The sequence below is a fragment of the Pseudomonas syringae group sp. J248-6 genome (assembly GCF_032586995.1).
Lineage (GTDB): Bacteria > Pseudomonadota > Gammaproteobacteria > Pseudomonadales > Pseudomonadaceae > Aquipseudomonas > Aquipseudomonas amygdali.
This window is the reverse complement of the sequence record NZ_JAWHOP010000006.1, coordinates 187494-206227: the sequence shown is the minus strand read 5'-3', so window position 1 is coordinate 206227 and position 18734 is coordinate 187494. Positions and strand designations below refer to the sequence as shown.

Genomic DNA, 18734 nt, shown 5'->3' with positions numbered 1-18734 from the left:
GGAGCACCAGCATGACTAACAAAATCATTCTTGCCCTCGAAGCAGAGCAGATGACCAAAGAGATCCCTACCTTTGCACCAGGCGACACCATCGTCGTTCAGGTTAAAGTGAAGGAAGGCGACCGCGCTCGTCTGCAAGCATTCGAAGGCGTTGTAATTGCCAAGCGTAACCGTGGCGTGAACAGTGCTTTCACTGTTCGTAAAATCTCCAACGGTGTTGGCGTTGAGCGTACTTTCCAGACTTACAGCCCGCAAATCGACAGCATGGCTGTGAAACGTCGCGGTGACGTTCGCAAGGCCAAACTGTACTACCTGCGTGACCTGTCCGGTAAAGCAGCGCGCATCAAGGAAAAACTGTCCTGATACAGTTTTTCGATGCATAAAAAAGGCAGCCTTCGGGCTGCCTTTTTGCTATCTGATGTTTGAAAATTCGTCTTCGGCGTATCACGCACATACTGAGTTGAAATGGCTGCCATCGACCACCCGCTGATTGACCGGTTTCTGGATGCGCTCTGGCTTGAAAAGGGGCTGTCCGATAACACCCGCGATTCCTACCGCAGCGACCTGGCGCTGTTCAACGGCTGGCTGCAGGAGCGCAACGTTGATCTGCCCAGTGCCGGACGCGAGGTCATCCTCGATCATCTTGCGTGGCGCGTTGAAAATGCCTACAAACCGCGCTCTACAGCGCGCTTTTTATCCGGTGCCCGAGGCTTCTATCGTTACCTGCTGCGTGAAAAGCTCATCACGCTCGATCCAACTCTGCAGATCGATATGCCTCAGTTGGGCAAGCCATTGCCCAAGTCACTCTCCGAAGCCGACGTCGAAGCGCTGCTGGCAGCACCCGACCTGAGTGAGGCCATCGGCGAGCGTGACCGTGCCATGCTGGAAGTGCTGTATGCCTGCGGTCTGCGGGTGACCGAACTGATCAGCCTGACACTGGAGCAGGTCAACCTGCGCCAGGGTGTGCTGCGGGTGATGGGCAAAGGCAGCAAGGAACGGCTGGTGCCCATGGGCGAGGAGGCCATTGTCTGGGTAGAGCGCTACCTGCGCGGTGCCCGCGACGAGTTGTTGGGCGGGAAGCCCAGTGACGTTCTGTTCCCCAGCACCCGCGGCGACCAGATGACCCGGCAGACCTTCTGGCACCGCATAAAGCATCAGGCAACGGTTGCGGGCATCGGCAAATCCCTGTCACCGCATACCCTGCGCCACGCCTTCGCCACCCATCTGCTTAATCACGGCGCTGACTTGCGTGTGGTGCAGATGTTGCTGGGGCACAGCGATCTTTCGACGACCCAGATCTACACCCATGTGGCGCGCGCGCGGTTGCAGGAGATGCATGCCAAGCACCATCCACGCGGTTGACTCACGACGTATTTTGCGAAGCTTCTTACGTCGCTCCGAGTCGGCCCCGCGAGCCTTATGTGGTAGGCTTTGCCGGTTTCGCATATCAAGGCTGGCGCCCCTTTTTTCGACCGCCGCCAGTCTGCCCGTCGTCATAGGAGTTTCCATGCGTTTGCCCCAGATTTTCGCTGCCGCCGCTTTACTGCTGGCCGGCACATTCAGTATGTCTGCCCTGGCTGATGCTGCCCCTGATCAGGCCATCCGCAAGACCCTCGATTCGCTGGAATTGCAGTTGCCGGTCGAGAGCATCTCGCCGAGCCCGCTCAATGGCCTTTATGAAGTGAAGCTCAAGGGCGGTCGCGTGCTTTACGCCAGCGCCGACGGCCAGTTCGTGGTTCAGGGCTATCTGTTTCAGGTGCAGAACGGCAAGCCGGTCAACCTGACCGAGAAGACCGAGCGACTGGCCATTGCCAAGACCATCAATGCCATTCCGCTTTCCGAAATGGTGATCTACCCGGCGGTGGGCGAGACCAAATCGCACATCACGGTATTCACCGACACTACCTGCCCTTATTGCCACAAACTGCACGAAGAAGTCGGCCAGTTGAACAAAATGGGCGTTGAAGTCCGTTACATGGCATTCCCGCGCCAGGGCCTGGGTTCTCCGGGTGACGAGCAGTTGCAGGCTGTGTGGTGTTCCAAGGACCGCAAAAGCGCCATGGACCGCATGGTAGACGGCAAGGACATCAAGGCCGCCAAGTGCGACAATCCGGTGAGCAAGCAATATGAGCTGGGTCAGTCGATCGGCGTCAACGGCACCCCGGCGATTGTCCTCGCCGACGGTCAGGTGATTCCGGGCTATCAGCCTGCTGCTCAGGTTGCCAAACTGGCAATGGGCGCCAAATAACACTTTGTCACATCAGCATGCTTCATATAAGCATGCGCTACACGAGGCTGTGCTTCTGGCGCCTCTTCACATTTGTAGCCGCATGGCAACGTGCGGCGGATTTCACGGCTGATCAAGCATCGGCTGTTTTTCGGGGAGTTCATCAGTGAAACCGGTCAAAGTAGGCATATGTGGGCTGGGTACTGTCGGTGGCGGTACCTTCAACGTACTTCAGCGTAACGCCGAGGAGATCGCCCGCCGTGCCGGGCGAGGAATCGAAGTTGCGCAAATTGCGGTTCGTACACCAAACCCCAACTGCCAGATTGCCGGTACGCCTACTACCAGTGATGTGTTTGCCGTTGCGACCAACCCTGAAATCGACATCGTTGTTGAACTGATCGGTGGTTACACCATCGCCCGTGATCTGGTGCTCAAGGCCATCGAGCATGGCAAGCACGTAGTGACCGCCAACAAGGCGCTGATCGCAGTTCACGGCAACGAGATTTTCGCCAAGGCACGTGAAAAGGGCGTAATCGTAGCCTTTGAGGCGGCTGTCGCTGGCGGCATCCCGGTCATCAAGGCCATCCGTGAGGGGCTGTCTGCAAACCGTATCAATTGGGTTGCAGGCATTATCAACGGCACTGGCAACTTCATCCTCACCGAAATGCGCGAGAAGGGCCGTACCTTTCCGGACGTTCTGGCCGAAGCCCAGGCGCTGGGTTATGCCGAGGCCGATCCGACCTTCGACGTTGAGGGTATCGATGCAGCGCACAAGCTGACCATTCTGGCCTCCATTGCCTTCGGCATCCCGCTGCAGTTCGACAAGGCCTACACCGAAGGCATCACCAAACTGACCACCGCCGACGTGAATTACGCCGAGGCGCTGGGCTATCGCATCAAGCACCTGGGCGTTGCACGCAGCACGGCCCAGGGTATCGAACTTCGCGTACACCCGACGCTGATCCCGGCCGATCGTCTTATTGCCAACGTCAACGGCGTGATGAACGCGGTGATGGTCAATGGCGATGCGTCCGGCTCGACGCTGTTCTACGGTGCCGGTGCCGGTATGGAGCCTACGGCTTCCTCCGTGGTGGCCGATCTGGTGGACGTGGTGCGGGCAATGACCTCCGACCCGGAAAACCGCGTGCCGCATCTGGCCTTCCAGCCCGATTCGCTGTCCGCGCACCCGATTCTGCCGATCGAAGCCTGTGAAAGCGCCTACTACCTGCGCATCCAGGCCAAGGATCACCCGGGCGTGCTGGCCCAGGTGGCGAGCATCCTGTCCGAGCGCGGTATCAACATAGAGTCGATCATGCAAAAGGAAGTCGAAGAGCACGATGGCCTGGTGCCGATGATCCTGTTGACGCACCGTGTTGTGGAGCAGCGCATCAATGACGCCATTCAGGCCCTGGAAGCTCTTCAGGACGTGGTTGGCCCGGTGGTTCGTATTCGCGTAGAACATCTTAATTAACATCAGCTGCGAGCCGTCAGCTGCAAGCTCAAAGTCAGACGCCAGTCGTTTTGAGCTTGAGGCTTGAGGCTTTCAGCTCAAACCAAAGGTTTGATCCCATGCGCTATATCAGTACTCGCGGCCAGGCGCCGGCCCTGAACTTCGAAGACGTGCTGTTGACTGGTCTGGCCAGCGACGGCGGTCTGTATGTGCCGGAAAACCTGCCACGCTTCACTCAGGAAGAGATCGCCTCCTGGGCCGGTCTGCCGTATCACGAACTTGCCTTTCGGGTGATGCGCCCATTTGTGGCTGGCAGCATCCCGGATGCCGATTTCAAGAAAATTCTTGAAGAGACCTACGGTGTCTTCGCCCACAGTGCAGTGGCACCGTTGCGTCAGTTGAATGGCAACGAGTGGGTACTTGAGCTGTTCCACGGTCCTACCCTGGCGTTCAAGGACTTCGCGCTGCAATTGCTCGGTCGCTTGCTGGACTACGTGCTGGCCAAGCGTGGCGAGCGTGTGGTGATCATCGGCGCTACCTCGGGTGACACCGGCTCTGCAGCCATCGAAGGCTGCCGTCGCTGTGACAACGTCGACATCTTCATTCTGCACCCGAACAATCGGGTATCGGATGTCCAGCGCCGGCAGATGACCACCATCTTTGGCGACAACATCCACAACATTGCAGTAGAAGGCAACTTCGACGACTGCCAGGAAATGGTCAAGGCCAGCTTCGCCGATCAGGGCTTCCTCAAGGGCACGCGTCTGGTCGCCGTCAACTCGATCAACTGGGCGCGAATCATGGCCCAGATCGTCTACTACTTCCATGCATCGCTGCAGTTGGGCGGGCCAGCACGTTCGGTATCGTTCTCGGTTCCGACCGGCAACTTCGGCGATATCTTTGCCGGTTATCTGGCCCGCAACATGGGGCTGCCGGTCAATCAACTGATTGTCGCCACCAACCGCAACGACATTCTGCATCGCTTCATGAGCGGCAATCAGTACGTCAAGGAAACCCTGCACGCGACGTTGTCGCCTTCCATGGACATCATGGTGTCGTCGAACTTCGAACGCCTGTTGTTCGATATGCACGGTCGCAACGGCTCTGCCATTGCCGAGTTGATGAGCACGTTCAGGCAGGGTGGCGGTTTCAGTGTCGAAGAAGAGCGCTGGACTGAAACCCGCAAGCTGTTCGATTCGCTGGCGGTCAGCGACGAGGACACTTGCACGACCATTGCTGAAGTGTTTGCCAGCACCGGCGAACTGCTTGATCCGCATACCGCTATCGGGGTGAAGGCTGCTCGCGAATGCCGTCGCAGCCTGGACACGCCAATGGTGATTCTGGGTACCGCGCATCCGGTCAAGTTTCCGGAGGCAGTGGAGAAGGCCGGTGTAGGAAAAGCGCTTGAGCTACCTGCACATTTGTCTGATTTGTTCGAGCGTGACGAGCGCTGCACTGTGCTGCCAAATGACCTGAAAGCCATACAGGCGTTTGTCAGCCAGCATGGCAATCGCGGCAAACCGCTCTGACAGAAGCGTCGTGTAACAACTTTAGGCCCGCCACTTGGCGGGCCTTTCTGTTTCTACGTGCCAAACTTCGCTGGTTTTCGAACCATAGAGTTGGGTCATTTGTAGTGAAGCAGGCAAGCATGCAAAGCGTAGTCAGGGAGGCAGACAGCACATTGAGAGGCCGCGCATGGCGCATGGCATGCATGTGGTTGGCACTGGTTTTTGTCGGGGCGGTCGATGCGGCGCAAAGCTTGCCGTTTACCCTGACAGCCCCTTTCGTGGCTTCAGCGGATCTGGCCCTGGCAGATCAGGATCGTGCCTGGCTCGATCAACGCAAGGTGCTTCGGGTCGGTATTGCGATTGCCGACTACGAGCCGATTGATATCACCAGTGACCGCAACCGTTATCAGGGCATCAGTGCCGACTATCTGGGGTTGGTCAGCGACCAGTTGAACATTCCGGTGCAAGTGACCGGGTTTGCCAGGCGTGACGAGGCCATCGAGGCATTGCGCGACGGCAAGATAGACCTGCTGACCAGCGCCAATGGCTTTGAGCGGGGCGTGAAAGGACTGTCGTTCTCAACCGAATACATGCCTGACCGATCTGTTGTCGTCGGTCGTGGCAACGATCTGAGCCCGCCGCCAAGCCTGGCCGGCAAGAAGGTTGTGCTGCTTGATGGCTATGCCGACTCGGACGTCGCTCACCGCGTTTATCCTGACAGCGAGCTGATTATCGCGCCTAACCTCTACAGTGCTCTGGAGGCCCTGAGCCAAGGCGAGGTCGACGCTTTTATCGGCAACGAAGTCATTGTCCGGGCCTACACCGCCCTGCGTCCTTATCTCGGATTGCAGATCAAGTTCGAAAGCCGGTTGCCTCCGGTAGGGTTTTCTTTTGCAGTGCGTGACGATGAGCAGCGCTTGCTGACCTTCATCAATCGGGCGCTGGACAGCATTGAACCGTCGATCGGTCGTGAAGTGCTCGGCCGCTGGACCATGGGGCTGGGCGCTGACGTGGAGGGGCAACGCATTCGCCTTACCGGTGCCGAGCGGCGCTGGCTGCTCAAGCACCCGAGCGTGACCATCGCCACCACACAGCATCCGCCGTACATCTACAAAGACAAGAATGGCCAATGGGTGGGGCTGAACGCAGATGTGCTGTCCCGTATCTCACGCATGACCGGGTTGCAGTTTGTCCATCAGGAAGTGCCTTCCACGCAGCAGAGCATTGAAATGCTGCGTGTCGGTCTTGCCGAGATGAACACCTCGCTTGCAGAAAATGCCGAGCGTCGGCGGTTTCTGGACTTTACCTATTCGTTCGGAGGCAATAGCTGGATGTTCGTGGTGCGCTCCGAGCGCTCATCCCGAGTATCGCTCGACAGTCTGGCCGGTAAAGTGCTGGCACTGCCTGCCCGGCATGCGCTCGAGGACCTGATCAGGCGCGAGCACCCCTTGATCCAGCTGCGTCTGGTGGACACCTACGACCAGGCCCGAGCCCTGGTGGAAAGCGGTGTTGCCGACGCGACCATTCAGAATGAAGTAGGTGCCTACCTGTTCCCGGCCGGGCAACTGAAGGTCGCCCGCAGTGTCGATGGACAATGGTCACCCGACAGGTTTTCGGTGATCAAGACCCAGCCCGAACTGCTGGGTATTCTGAATAAGGCGCTGGAGGAGTTCCCGGTGGCCGAGTTGCGCTCGATCCGTTTGAAGTGGCTGGGCTCGGCACTGCCTCAGCCTTCGCTCTGGGGGCGTATACCGCAGTGGGTATTCTGGATACTGGCCCTGGCGTTACTCACCGGGCTAGTGTCGCTGGTCTGGAGTAGTCGGCTCAAGGTGCAGATTCGCCAGCGTCTCAAGGCCGAAAGGCAGCTCAATGACCAACTGGCCTTCAAGCACGCCTTGTTCGATGGTATCCCCAATCCGATTTATGTACGCGATCTCAAGGGGCGACTGATTTCCTGCAACCGTAGCTACGAGCAGAGCCTGGGCATCAGTTTCGAGCAGATGAATGGTCGACGCCTTACCGATGTCAACCTGATACCGCATGCATTGGCCGAACAGATGCATACCGATTACCTGAATTTGCTGGAAAATCACCAGCCGGTCTTTTCCGATCGCACCATCGAACTGTCCGGAAGACGCATGGACGTCTGGCAATGGACGGTGCCTTTCTTCGCCGCCGACGGGCAGTTGCAGGGTTTGCTGGGCGGCTGGGTCGATATCACCGAGCGCAAGCAGCTTGAGCAGCAGCTCCAGGAAGCAATGCGTCTGGCGGCTCAGGCCAACGAGGCGAAAAGTATCTTCCTGGCCAGCATGAGCCATGAAATTCGCACGCCAATGGGGGCAATCATCGGTTTGCTCGAGCTGGAATGCGCACACGCTTTACGCGAGGGGCAGGCACCGTCCCAAGGCTTGCAGGTCGCCTATCGCTCGGCTACGGAGCTGGTGGCACTGATTGGCGAAAGTCTTGATCTGGCCAGAATCGAAGCGGGCGGCATGCAGTTGTCATTGACGGTCACACCCTTGCAGGCTCTTTTCGAAGGCGTCATCGAGCTTTTTTCAGCGCAGGCTCGCGAAAAGGGCCTGGAACTTCGACTGGAATTCTCCGAACAGGCTCAGGGCGATTACTGGCTTGACCCGCTGAGGTTGCGTCAGGTGTTGCATAACGTCTTGGGCAACGCCCTGAAATTCACTCGGCAAGGGGCGGTCGTCGTGAGTGTGACGGCGCTGGATGACTCATCGCGTGTACGCATCGGTATCCAGGACAGTGGCGAAGGTATCGATCCCGAGCGTCAACAGCAGATATTCCAGCCCTTCACTCAGGCCAGCGATGACACTGCCGCACATTACGGCGGGAGCGGGCTGGGACTGAGCATCACCCGGCAACTGGTGGAGTTGATGAAGGGCGACATTAGCCTCTACAGCGAGCCGGGCGAGGGTACGCTGGTCAACATCGATTTGCCGCTGGTCAGGGTAAGCGAGCCGGTTTCGCCCTCCAGCGATGTCCCGGATGCACCTGTGGATACGCGCAGCCTTCGCTTGTTGGTGGTCGATGACATGTCGGCCAACCGGCTGGTGTTGACCCGCCAGCTGGAGTTTCTTGGCCATCATGTGGTGGCTGTCGAAGATGGCGAGGCTGCGCTGTCGAGGTGGTGCGAAGAGCCGTTCGATGCGGTCATCACCGACTGCAACATGCCGGGTATCAGCGGTTATGCATTGACCGAAGCCATTCGACAGATCGAAGAGAAAGAGCAGCGCCGGCGCTGCCCGGTCATTGGCTGTACCGCTAACGCAATGAGCGACGAGGCTGCACGGTGTGAGCAGGCGGGGATGGACGGTCTGCTGATCAAACCGCTTTCCCTGGCGCGTCTGGCCCAGGAGCTGGCGGATCGGGTACGTGAGCCGACGTTCGACATCAGCACGCTGCAAAACATGACCCGGGCCAACCCGCAACAGATGCAACGGTTGTTGGGCGAGTTGTGGAAGAATCTCAGGCATGAACACGCCTTGCTGGAGCCTGCGGTGCTGGCACATGACTGGAACACATTGAGCGCTTGCCTGCATCGGCTCAAGGGCGCGGCGAGTCTGGTTGACGCAGTACCGTTGGCCAAGGCGTGCGCGGCGCTCGATGAAAGTGTGCGGCTTGAGTGTGTGGCCAGTGTGCCTGAGCGCTGGCTGGCGCTGGAAGCTGCGATGACCGGCCTGCGCGCTGATATCGAGTTGCAATTGGTGGCAGTGCCCGACATTGCGGCGGCTCGCGATTGAGACTTGCGTAAAAAATTCTGTTATCGCTACCGGGTTTAGGACATGTCCTATGGGGCATGCGTTCGGGAGGAGCTACAGTGAGTGTTCCCCTGAGCCGCTGGCTCTGACTCCCGTAGGCGTGACCGTGCACTCACTCAAGGTTCTGATTCTCGAAGACCATCCGTTCCAATTGATGGCTCTGCACCAGATGCTCAACGCCAATCAGGTCTTCGATGTGCTGGCTGCCGAGAGCGTTGAGGTTGCCAGGCTTTCCCTGCAAAGCCGTGGTCCTGTCGACATTGCTATCTGTGACCTGCAGATGGACGGCCCCGACGGCCTTGAGCTGATCCGCTTTATGGCCGAAAACGGGTTGGCGAGGGCGCTGATCATTGTCAGCAGTTCAGCTGCCTGCGTGCTGGAAGGTGTTGCGCAGCTGGCGCTCAGCCAGGGTTTGGACGTGTTGGGGTATGTGCAAAAACCTGCTTCGGCCGCTGTACTCCATGACCTGCTTGAGGCCTACGGGCCAGGCCGTGCCGGGAGTGCGCCACAGTCACCGGTAAAGCGTGCGTTCGGGGCACTGTCTGCCGTGGAGTTGTTTGATCCAAAAGACAATATGCCCATAGACGTTGCGTCTGTTGCCGAGCAGTGGATTGCCTATTTTCAACCCAAGGTCAGTCTGCAGGGCAAGTTGCTGGGTGTCGAGGCGCTGGTCCGCTGGCAGCACCCCACGCATGGCTTGCTGGCTCCCGGACGATTCATGGAAGCCATTGAAGCTGAGGCGCTGACGGTTGCGTTGACCTGGCGTGTGCTGGATCAGGCCCTGCTGTTCTCTGCACAGTTCATGCGCGAGCAGGGCGAAGTGCTTTCGGTTGCGGTCAATATTGACCCACAAGTGCTGCAACAGGCGGATTTCGCCGGGCAGATCATGCAGGCGCTGGCCCGTCATGGCGTGCCAGCAACCGCGCTGACCCTGGAGATTCTCGAACAGGACGCTGCCCGCCCGGAAACCTGGCAGATGGAGGGCCTGCTGCGGTTGTGCATGCAGGGCTGCAAATTGTCTATTGATGACTTTGGCATGGGGGCTTCGAATATCGACAGGCTCCTGCAGTTGCCCTTCAGCGAGTTGAAGATACCGACCGAATTTGTGCGTGGCATGGCCGACGATGCGCGCAAGTCTGCAGTGGTGGCTGGAGCCATGCTCATGGCGCAGAGATTGTCCATGTCGGTAGTGGTGGAGGGGGTCGAAACGATTGACGACTTTCATAGCCTGCTGGCATTGGGCAACCCGGCCATTCAGGGATATTTCATTGCGCGTCCGATGCCCGCATCAGAGTTCGTGCGCTGGGCCGTCGAGCGCGAGTCTCATCTGCAGGCCATGCTGACAGACGGCCAGCCTCAGGACATGCCGCTTTCCTGCAAGTAAATGAACAGCGCGGCGTCGTTGGCCAGACCGAGCTTGCGCATGGCCGCGACTTTCTGTGCGCTGACAGTCTGTTTGCTGCGATTGAGCTGCGCAGCGATCTGGCCGACGGTATGACCCGCCGAGAGCAGGCGTAACACCTCCAGCTCTCTTGGCGACAGCTTTTCTGCTGGCGACAGCGCGTCAGGGCCGTACTGACGGGCCTCCCTCAGCACCCTGCGCACGGAATCAGCGACAAAAAACTCACCGCGCTGAACGCCCCTGATGGCCGCAGGCAGTTCTCCGGCAAGGCTGGCCTTGCTCAACAGGCCGCGCACGTTAAGGTCCAGCATGGACTGGAAAAGTCCGGCATTGCTCAGTGTCGTTACAACGATCACTGGCAATGCCGGAAAATCCCGGTGGATACGCTGCAACAGGCGCAGGCCGTCGTTCTGCAACTCGACCGGCATCATGAAATCAGTCACCAGCACATCGCAGGTGTGGCGCGCGAGTACCTGTAACAGTTCGTCCGGATTACAGGCTTCGGCGACGACGCTAGCCAGATCGTCCTGTTCCAGTACGACACGCAGGCCGATGAGAAAAATAGGGTGGTCGTCAGCCACGATGACGCGCAACGGGCGATCAGTGGAATCGCTCAAGATGTGGCTCCATCAAAAAGGCTGATTGGTATTAAAGACGACGGGATTGTTTAACGCAGTGATCAATAGCATAGGCACCTTGTAGGACGTGTAGCGGAATTATGTTGAGTTTTCCTACAAGCCCACTTCCCGTCGCCATCGGCCTCCGGTTTTTTCCTTGTCACATTCAACAGGCATGCTCGAAATGACAGACCGGTGCTGTGATCAGGCGATAGAAAGAACTTTCTGCTGTCGCCGACGGTCATTGGTTAGCACCTTTGCATTCAAACTGTTGAGTGGTGATCCGGATGGAAAATATCAGCTTACTGCTAAGCGAAGCGCTGGCTCCTTATCAGGCCAGTATTGGCCCGGCGGGTACTCGGGGCGAACGTCTGGTGACGCTTAAAGATAAAGCGGGCGTCTGTGTGATCGAGCGTACATTCGGCGCTGACCAACTGAGCGACAAGCGTCAGCTCACCGACGTGGTAGACGGCCTGCGCCGGGATTTGATGGTCGCCGAAGGTCGAATCGAACCCTGCGTCATTGCCGCGATGCGCAATGCTGCAATCAGCCGAACGTTTGTCGGCACTCCGTCTTTTGCTTAACAGTTGCTTAACAGTTATCTGACTCGCGTCAACGATGTCGGAACCTGACGCGCTCGTCGCACTCCTATCCATTACGTCAGGTTTGATCATTGTGCTCCGGTGATCAAAGGTTGGCGTACTGACCATCATGGTCATGTTTACCCCGAGCAGGCTCCCCCTCTGCCCGGGGTTTCTTTTGTGTGGTCAGTTCTTCTCGAACAGCGCCTTGACGTCTTCCAGGTAGCTTGCCCGTTGCTCGGGGTCCAGCCACTGCGCGTAAAAGCCCATCAAGCTGCTTTCGCGCAACACACGCATCTCGCGGTTGATCTGTGCGAGGGCTTTTTTGCCTTCAGGTGAGTCGCTGCAACTGATATAGACGAATTGATAGGCCGGGTTGCCTTTGATCGGCAAGAAGGCCAGTTCATCCGGCCTTATGCCTTGTTGCATGGCCTGATAGCGCGCTTCCGGCCAGAAACTGATAAAGGCTTGCAGGCGCCCCAGGCGTTCCATTTGCAGAAGGCTGCCAGTGGCATCGTTACCGTAATGGAGCACCAGCGCATCTTCGTCGACAGCTTGCAGCGTATGGTCGATCAGTTCTCCATAGCTGCGCTCGGCAACTATGCCCAATTTGATCGTCCGGCTGGCCATCAGCGCCGCGAAGTCGATTTTTCCGTCCTCGACATACGGCTCGAACGTCGACATGTCTTCCTTGCGTACAATCAGGCCGCTGCTGAATATGGCACCGATCGGTATGGAGAAAAGCAGGGTTCTGGCTCGCTCCTCAGTCCACAGCATGGTGGGATCACAACTCAGAGACGTGCCGTCGTTAAGCATCTGCAGGCCCCTGGCACGGTTGACGCGCATCAGCACGTGATCGTATTCGGGCATTCGTGCCGTTAACAAAGGCATGAGCTGATCAATGGCACCTTGCCCGCGCATGACCCCGGAAAAGATCGTCGAAGGCGGTATGTCGCGCATCAGCCAGGTCAGTGTCTCCCTTGCCTGGCTGGCGCATGACAGGGCTGCCAGCGACAGGGCGAGCATCAATCGAGCCGTTGTGCAGTACGAGGCAGGAAGGGACATTCGCTGGTTTCATCCTCGAAAAAGATTCAGCAAACTGGAGTAGGGTGGCAGCTCTTTGAGTGGCGCTGCGCCTGTGGCGTCACATTCAAGTGCTTCGGCAGTCCCTTGCCGGGATCCAGGTACGCGGAGCAGATCGTCTATAAAGCCAATCTGTATCAGAATTTTGTTTCAGGCTATCGATTTTTGTATAGCCCGCAAGTCGGAGCAATTACATCCCCTGCGCGAGCAAGTTCGTTCACAGGCCCGGCATCGGTTAGACTTGCGGTCTTACCTCCAGACTCTAGAAGCCCGTTCATGGCCCAGCCGTCCACGACCTACAAATTCGAACTCAACCTCACCGACCTCGATCGCGGAGTGTATGAGAGCGTCAAACAGACCATTGCCCGCCATCCTTCGGAAACCGAAGAACGCATGACCGTGCGCCTGCTGGCCTATGCCTTCTGGTACAACGAACAATTGTCGTTCGGTCGCGGCCTGTCTGATGTGGACGAACCCGCACTGTGGGAAAAAAGCCTGGATGATCGGGTTTTGCACTGGATCGAAGTCGGGCAGCCGGATGCCGACCGCCTGACCTGGTGCTCGCGTCGCACCGAACGCACCAGCCTGCTGGCCTACGGCAGCTTGCGTGTTTGGGAAGGCAAGGTCATCCCGGCGATCAAGAACCTGAAAAACGTCAATATTGCCGCCGTCCCGCAGGACGTGCTGGAAGTGCTGGCCAAGGATATGCCGCGGGTCATCAAGTGGGATGTGATGATCAGTGAAGGAACGGTGTTCGTCACCGACGACCGCGGCCAGCATGAAGTCCAGTTGCAATGGCTTGCGGGCGAACGCGGCTGACAGCCGCCGGTTCCGATCGAAAAAACATTCATCGACACTGCAAAGAGAATCAGCTGACCCGCATGCGCATCGAACCTCGTCTATTGCCCGATACCTTGCCGTTTCTCGGCGACCTGCCGCCCTTGCTCACTCGTCTTTATGCCGCAAGGGGCGTGGCCTGCGAGGCCGAGCTGGACAAAAGCCTGGCGCGGTTGATCCCTTATCAGCAACTCAAGGGTATCGATGCTGCGGTAGACCTGCTGGTAACGGCGCTGCGCGAAGGCCAGCGCATGCTGATTGTCGGTGATTTCGATGCCGATGGCGCGACTGCCAGCACTGTGGGTGTTCTGGGGCTGCGCCTGCTGGGCGCGGCACACGTCGATTATCTGGTGCCTAACCGTTTTGAGTACGGTTATGGCCTGACGCCGGAAATCGTCGAAGTCGCGTTGCAGCGCGAACCTCAGTTATTGATCACTGTGGATAACGGCATTTCGAGCGTCGAAGGCGTGGCCGCTGCCAAGGCGGCAGGCTTGCAGGTACTGGTCACCGATCACCATTTGCCGGGTCACGAGCTTCCGGCGGCAGACGCCATCGTCAACCCCAACCAGCCAGGCTGTACCTTTCCCAGCAAATCGCTGGCCGGTGTCGGGGTTATTTTCTATGTGTTGATGGCCTTGCGTGCGCGTTTGCGTGACACCGGCTGGTTCGAGAGCAACCAGCGTGCCCAGCCCAATCTGGGTGAGCTTCTGGACCTGGTCGCGCTGGGCAGCGTGGCCGATGTCGTGCCGCTGGACGCCAACAACCGCATTCTGGTCCATCAAGGCCTGATGCGTATCCGTGCCGGGCGTGCCCGTCCGGGGCTGCGCGCCATTCTGGAAGTCGCACGACGTGAACCTTCGCGCATCACCTCCACTGACCTGGGGTTCATTCTCGGACCACGCTTGAACGCGGCGGGGCGCCTGGACGATATGAGCCTGGGCATTGAATGCCTGCTCTGCGACGACCCGACACTGGCGCGAGAAATGGCCGTGCAACTGGACGAATTGAACCAGGATCGCAAATCCATTGAGCAGGGCATGCAGCGTGAAGCGCTCGCGCAGCTCAAGGACCTGCCGCTGGAGTCCATGCCGTTCGGCCTGTGCCTGTTCGATGCCGAATGGCATCAGGGTGTCATCGGTATCCTGGCCTCGCGCCTCAAGGAGCGCTACCACCGACCTACCATCGCGTTCGCCAGTGCCGGGGAGGGCGTGCTCAAAGGCTCGGCTCGCTCGGTGCCGGGGTTTCACATTCGCGATGCGCTGGACGCTGTGGCGGCCAGTCATCCGCATCTGATCAGCAAGTTCGGCGGCCACGCCATGGCGGCAGGTCTCTCGCTGCCTGAAGAGAACTTCCCGGCGTTTGCCGAAGCGTTCGATCTGGAGGTACGTCGTCAGCTCGATGAGCAGGACCTGACCGGACGTCTGCTGTCTGACGGTTCGCTGGCCGTCGAGGAATTTCATCTGGAACTGGCCCGCGCACTGCGCAACGCCGGTCCCTGGGGACAGCACTTCCCCGAGCCCTTGTTCCACGGCGTATTCCAGCTTGTTGAACAGCGGGTGGTGGGCGAGCGTCACTTGAAGATGGTGCTCAAGACCGAGTGCGGCAGCGTCAAGCTCGATGGCATTGCGTTCGGCGTCGACCGCGATATCTGGCCCAACCCCAACATTCGCTGGGTCGAACTGGCCTACAAACTTGACCTCAACGAGTTTCGTGGCAACGAAACCGTGCAGTTGATGGTGGTGCACATCGCGCCACGCTGACAATCAGCAGGAACCCCTCTCGCTACCGGGTTGTCGACAACAGACTGTCTGCAAAACCTGTTCATTGAATGAACGGTGCCTGGACACCTGAATTTTCATTACGAGAGGTTGCCATGAGCCTGCTGCTTGAACCCTACACCCTGCGCCAATTGACCCTTCGCAACCGTATTGCAGTCTCGCCGATGTGCCAGTATTCCAGTGTCGACGGCCTGGCCAACGACTGGCATCTGGTTCATCTGGGAAGCCGAGCGGTTGGCGGCGCCGGCCTGGTCATCACTGAAGCGATGGCGGTGACGCCGGACGGCCGCATAACCCCCGAAGACCTGGGGCTTTGGAACGACGAACAGATCGAGCCGCTGCAACGCATTACCCGCTTTATCAATGCTCAGGGTGCAGTGGCTGGCGTCCAGCTGGCGCACGCAGGTCGCAAGGCCAGCACCTGGCGCCCGTGGCTTGGCAAGCACGGCAGCATTTCCCTCAATGAAGGTGGCTGGACTCCGGTCGGGCCTTCGGCAATTGCTTTTGATCCGCAGCATACGGCGCCTGTGCAACTGAGCGAAACGCAGATTCAGGAGCTGATCAAGGCGTTTGTCGATTCCGCACGGCGCGCCCTGACCGCGGGCTTCAAGGTGGTAGAAGTTCACGCTGCCCACGGCTATCTGCTGCACCAGTTCCTGTCGCCATTGAGCAACCAGCGCACCGACCAATATGGTGGTTCATTCGAGAACCGCATTCGCCTGACGCTGCAAGTCACCGAAGCGGTGCGCGCAGTGTGGCCTGAAGAGCTGCCGTTGTTCGTTCGCGTGTCCGCCACCGACTGGGTGGAAGACGGCTGGAACGCCGATGAAACGGTAGAGTTGGCGCGCCGTCTGAAGGCGCTGGGTACCGACCTGATCGATGTGTCGTCGGGCGGCACGTCAGCCAACGCGGAAATTCCGGTTGGGCCAGGCTATCAGACGCGTTTTGCCGAACGGGTTCGCAAAGAGTCCGAAATCGCTACAGGGACGGTAGGAATGATCACTGATCCGGCCCAGGCAGAGCATATTCTGCGCACCGGGCAGGCCGATATCATCCTGCTTGCGCGTGAGCTGCTGCGTGATCCGTACTGGCCGCTGCGTGCCGATGAAGACTTGGGCGGGCGTCTGGCGACCTGGCCTGCACAGTACCAACGCGCCACACATCGGGATCAGCCGATTCATGAGTCTGATCTGCGGGATTGATGCCCGTTGGGTTTACGGAAGGAAGCAGCAAATAAGTGAGCGCCGCAGGGCGCTCATTTTTATTCGCCTTCCAGCAGTTCGGTGACGCGTCCGATCAGTTCGGCAATGGCAAAAGGCTTGGGCAGTACATGCATGCCAGGTTCCAGCGTATCGTGGGCCAGCGCCGCGTTTTCAGCGTAGCCGGTCACAAACAGTATTTTCAGGTCGGGCCGAACATCCCGGGCGGCGTCTGCGACCTGGCGACCGTTCATGCCGCCGGGCAGACCGACATCGGTAATCAACAGGTCGATGGCCGCTTTTGACTGCAGAATGGTCAGAGCATCGGCGCCTCGCTCGGCCTGCAAAATGGTATAGCCAAGGTCTTCAAGCAACTCGGCAATCAGCAGACGCACAGCGGGCTCGTCATCAACGACCAGAATGGTTTCATCGCTGATGCCAGGTGCGGGCACTTGTAGAGGGTTGTCTTCAAGTGCCACCGCTTCAGGCTCACCTTCATGCATCGGCAGCAGGATGCAGACTTTCGAGCCTTCTCCGACGTTTGAGGTGATGTTGACGCCGCCTCCGGACTGCCGTGCAAAGCCGTAAATCATCGACAGCCCGAGGCCCGTCCCCATGCCTAACGGTTTGGTGGTGAAGAACGGATCGAAGGCCCGTGCCATGACATCTTTGTCCATGCCCGTGCCTGTATCGCTGACGCATAACTCCACGTAACGACCTGCGGGCAACTGATACCTCGCCGCTGCGGCTGCATTCAGATGACGGTTGCCGGTCTGAATCAGCAGCTGCCCGCCGTCGGGCATGGCGTCCTTGGCGTTGATACATAAATTGAGCAGCGAGTTTTCCAACTGATGCGGGTCCACCAGGGTCGACCACAGCCCTCGTGACGCAATGACCTGCATATCGATGGCAGGGCCCACGGTACGCCGGATCAGTTCATCCATGCCCGCCACCAAAAGGTCGATATCCGTCGCCTTGGGGGCCAGTGTCTGACGGCGCGAGAATGCCAGCAGGCGGTGCGTCAGGGAGGCTGCGCGTCTTGAGCCTTCCAGTGCTGCATTGATATAGCGATCCAGCTCCGTGAAGCGCTCTTGTCTGATCCTCGACAGGAGCAACTCCATGTTGCCGGTCACGCCCATCAGCAGGTTGTTGAAGTCATGGGCCAAACCGCCGGTCAACTGTCCGACCGCTTCCATTTTCTGGGCCTGAATCAGTGCTTCTTCGGCAATACGCAATGCTTCGATGCGATCTTTCTCATGGGTCAGGTGCTTGCCCAGCGCAAAAATGATTCCATTGCCTGGCGCAGCGGTCCAGCCGAACCAGTGATAGGTCCCGTCCACATGCAGGTAGCGATTCTCGAACAGCGGCAAAACATGATTGATGGCGTGTTGCAGGGCATCCTCGGTATTACGGACATCATCTGGATGCAACAGGCTCATGATCGAACTGCCCAGAAGCTCTTGTTCAGTGCGGCCCAACAGCACTGTCCAGGCCGGGTTCACCCGCAGGAAAATGCCGTTGAAATCGAGTATCGCCAGCGGGTCCGGGGAAATCTCCCAGAATGTATCCAGCTCCAGGGTCCGCTGCGCCAGCCTGGCGGTCTGCCGTCGTTCCAGATTTACCAGATCGTCGATCAGTTTCAGGCGTTTGCGCTCACTGTCCTGCAACGCTTGCTGACTGAGGACATGCTCGGTGGTTTCGTTGGTGATGCAAAACATGCCAACGATCATCCCTTGCTCGTCGATCACCGGCGAGAAGGAGAATGACCACCATGTCTGCTCCACCTCTCCATAGCGCGCCATGCTCAGCGGCATGTCCTTGTAATGGCAGGGCTTGCCGGCGTATGCATCAATGACCAGTGGCGCGACCTGATCCCACACATCAGCCCAGAGGTCCGGAATAAGCGCGCCAATGGCGTTATCCTTACGCGGGCCGAGGATGGGGGTATAAGCATCATTGTGGAAAAACACCAGCTCCGGTCCCCAGAGCAGATACATCGATTCCGGCGAGTTCAGAATCAGATTCAGGGTGTTTTTCAGCGATACCGGCCAACGCTCGATGGGTCCGAGTGGTGTCTGGCTCCAGTCCTTTGATCGGATAATCCCGGCAGCCGTGCCGTTAGCTGTCGGGAAACCAGTGGGCGATATCACTTCAGGCAAGCTCCTGACGGTATGCGTCTTGCGTTCATATGGGTGTACTTAAGGTTGATCAATCTGGACGAGCAGTCTTTTTAACTGCTTTTCGTACCGGCTGCTCCACTATTGACCCCTTATC

Annotated in this window: 14 protein-coding genes; 11 read left to right on the top strand and 3 right to left on the bottom strand. The window is 58.5% G+C overall.

Going from position 1 to position 18734, the window contains the following annotated elements:
- The first annotated feature begins 11 nt into the window (after positions 1–11).
- The 7 genes from rplS (at position 12) to RYC17_RS10805 (ending at position 10347) form a co-directional block, all read left to right on the top strand.
- Positions 12–362, top strand: coding sequence for a 50S ribosomal protein L19 (gene rplS / locus RYC17_RS10835; RefSeq protein ID WP_002552524.1), 351 nt, complete (start codon positions 12–14; stop codon positions 360–362).
- Between the two features lie 102 nt (positions 363–464).
- Positions 465–1361: a site-specific tyrosine recombinase XerD gene (xerD, locus tag RYC17_RS10830; protein WP_057411794.1), complete on the top strand. Its 897-nt coding sequence runs from the start codon at positions 465–467 to the stop codon at positions 1359–1361.
- A gap of 145 nt (positions 1362–1506) precedes the next feature.
- Positions 1507–2247 carry a bifunctional protein-disulfide isomerase/oxidoreductase DsbC gene (dsbC, locus tag RYC17_RS10825; RefSeq protein WP_002552526.1) on the top strand — a complete coding sequence of 247 codons (741 nt, stop codon included), beginning with the start codon at positions 1507–1509 and terminating at the stop codon, positions 2245–2247.
- Between the two features lie 145 nt (positions 2248–2392).
- The gene (locus RYC17_RS10820) at positions 2393–3697 is read left to right on the top strand and encodes a homoserine dehydrogenase (RefSeq protein WP_002552527.1); all 1305 of its coding nucleotides are present in this window, start codon (positions 2393–2395) and stop codon (positions 3695–3697) included.
- A gap of 98 nt (positions 3698–3795) precedes the next feature.
- Positions 3796–5205 (top strand): threonine synthase, encoded by a 1410-nt coding sequence (gene thrC / locus RYC17_RS10815; RefSeq protein WP_002552528.1) that lies wholly within the window; start codon positions 3796–3798, stop codon positions 5203–5205.
- Between the two features lie 182 nt (positions 5206–5387).
- On the top strand, positions 5388–8945 hold the full coding sequence (locus tag RYC17_RS10810) for an ATP-binding protein (protein WP_316903107.1): 3558 nt from the start codon (positions 5388–5390) through the stop codon (positions 8943–8945).
- 172 nt (positions 8946–9117) lie between these two features.
- Complete coding sequence (locus RYC17_RS10805) at positions 9118–10347, top strand: EAL domain-containing protein (RefSeq protein ID WP_230018823.1); 1230 nt, start codon at positions 9118–9120, stop codon at positions 10345–10347.
- On the opposite strand, the gene RYC17_RS10800 is transcribed toward RYC17_RS10805, so the two are convergent.
- Positions 10320–10982: a response regulator transcription factor gene (locus RYC17_RS10800; protein ID WP_058399624.1), complete on the bottom strand. Its 663-nt coding sequence runs from the start codon at positions 10980–10982 to the stop codon at positions 10320–10322. The genes RYC17_RS10805 and RYC17_RS10800 overlap by 28 nt on opposite strands.
- 287 nt (positions 10983–11269) lie before the next feature.
- Here RYC17_RS10800 and RYC17_RS10795 point away from each other — a divergent pair, with 287 nt between their 5' ends.
- Positions 11270–11566: a DUF3509 domain-containing protein gene (locus RYC17_RS10795; protein WP_005743386.1), complete on the top strand. Its 297-nt coding sequence runs from the start codon at positions 11270–11272 to the stop codon at positions 11564–11566.
- Positions 11567–11749: 183 nt separating this feature from the next.
- On the opposite strand, the gene RYC17_RS10790 is transcribed toward RYC17_RS10795, so the two are convergent.
- Positions 11750–12589 (bottom strand): TIGR02285 family protein, encoded by an 840-nt coding sequence (locus tag RYC17_RS10790; protein ID WP_058407370.1) that lies wholly within the window; start codon positions 12587–12589, stop codon positions 11750–11752.
- A 333-nt stretch (positions 12590–12922) separates the two neighbouring features.
- On the opposite strand from RYC17_RS10790, the gene RYC17_RS10785 reads away from it, so the two are divergent.
- The 3 genes from RYC17_RS10785 (at position 12923) to RYC17_RS10775 (ending at position 16463) form a co-directional block, all read left to right on the top strand.
- Positions 12923–13465: a YaeQ family protein gene (locus tag RYC17_RS10785; RefSeq protein ID WP_002554774.1), complete on the top strand. Its 543-nt coding sequence runs from the start codon at positions 12923–12925 to the stop codon at positions 13463–13465.
- 62 nt (positions 13466–13527) lie between these two features.
- Positions 13528–15243, top strand: a complete 1716-nt coding sequence (gene recJ / locus RYC17_RS10780) for a single-stranded-DNA-specific exonuclease RecJ (RefSeq protein WP_004666049.1) — start codon at positions 13528–13530, stop codon at positions 15241–15243.
- A 113-nt stretch (positions 15244–15356) separates the two neighbouring features.
- Entirely contained in the window at positions 15357–16463 is a 1107-nt protein-coding gene (locus RYC17_RS10775; RefSeq protein WP_316903038.1) for an NADH:flavin oxidoreductase/NADH oxidase, read from the top strand.
- A gap of 59 nt (positions 16464–16522) precedes the next feature.
- Here the strand turns inward: RYC17_RS10775 and RYC17_RS10770 are convergent, their stop codons facing one another.
- Positions 16523–18610 carry a PAS domain-containing sensor histidine kinase gene (locus RYC17_RS10770; protein ID WP_058399627.1) on the bottom strand — a complete coding sequence of 696 codons (2088 nt, stop codon included), beginning with the start codon at positions 18608–18610 and terminating at the stop codon, positions 16523–16525.
- Positions 18611–18734 lie beyond the last annotated feature (124 nt).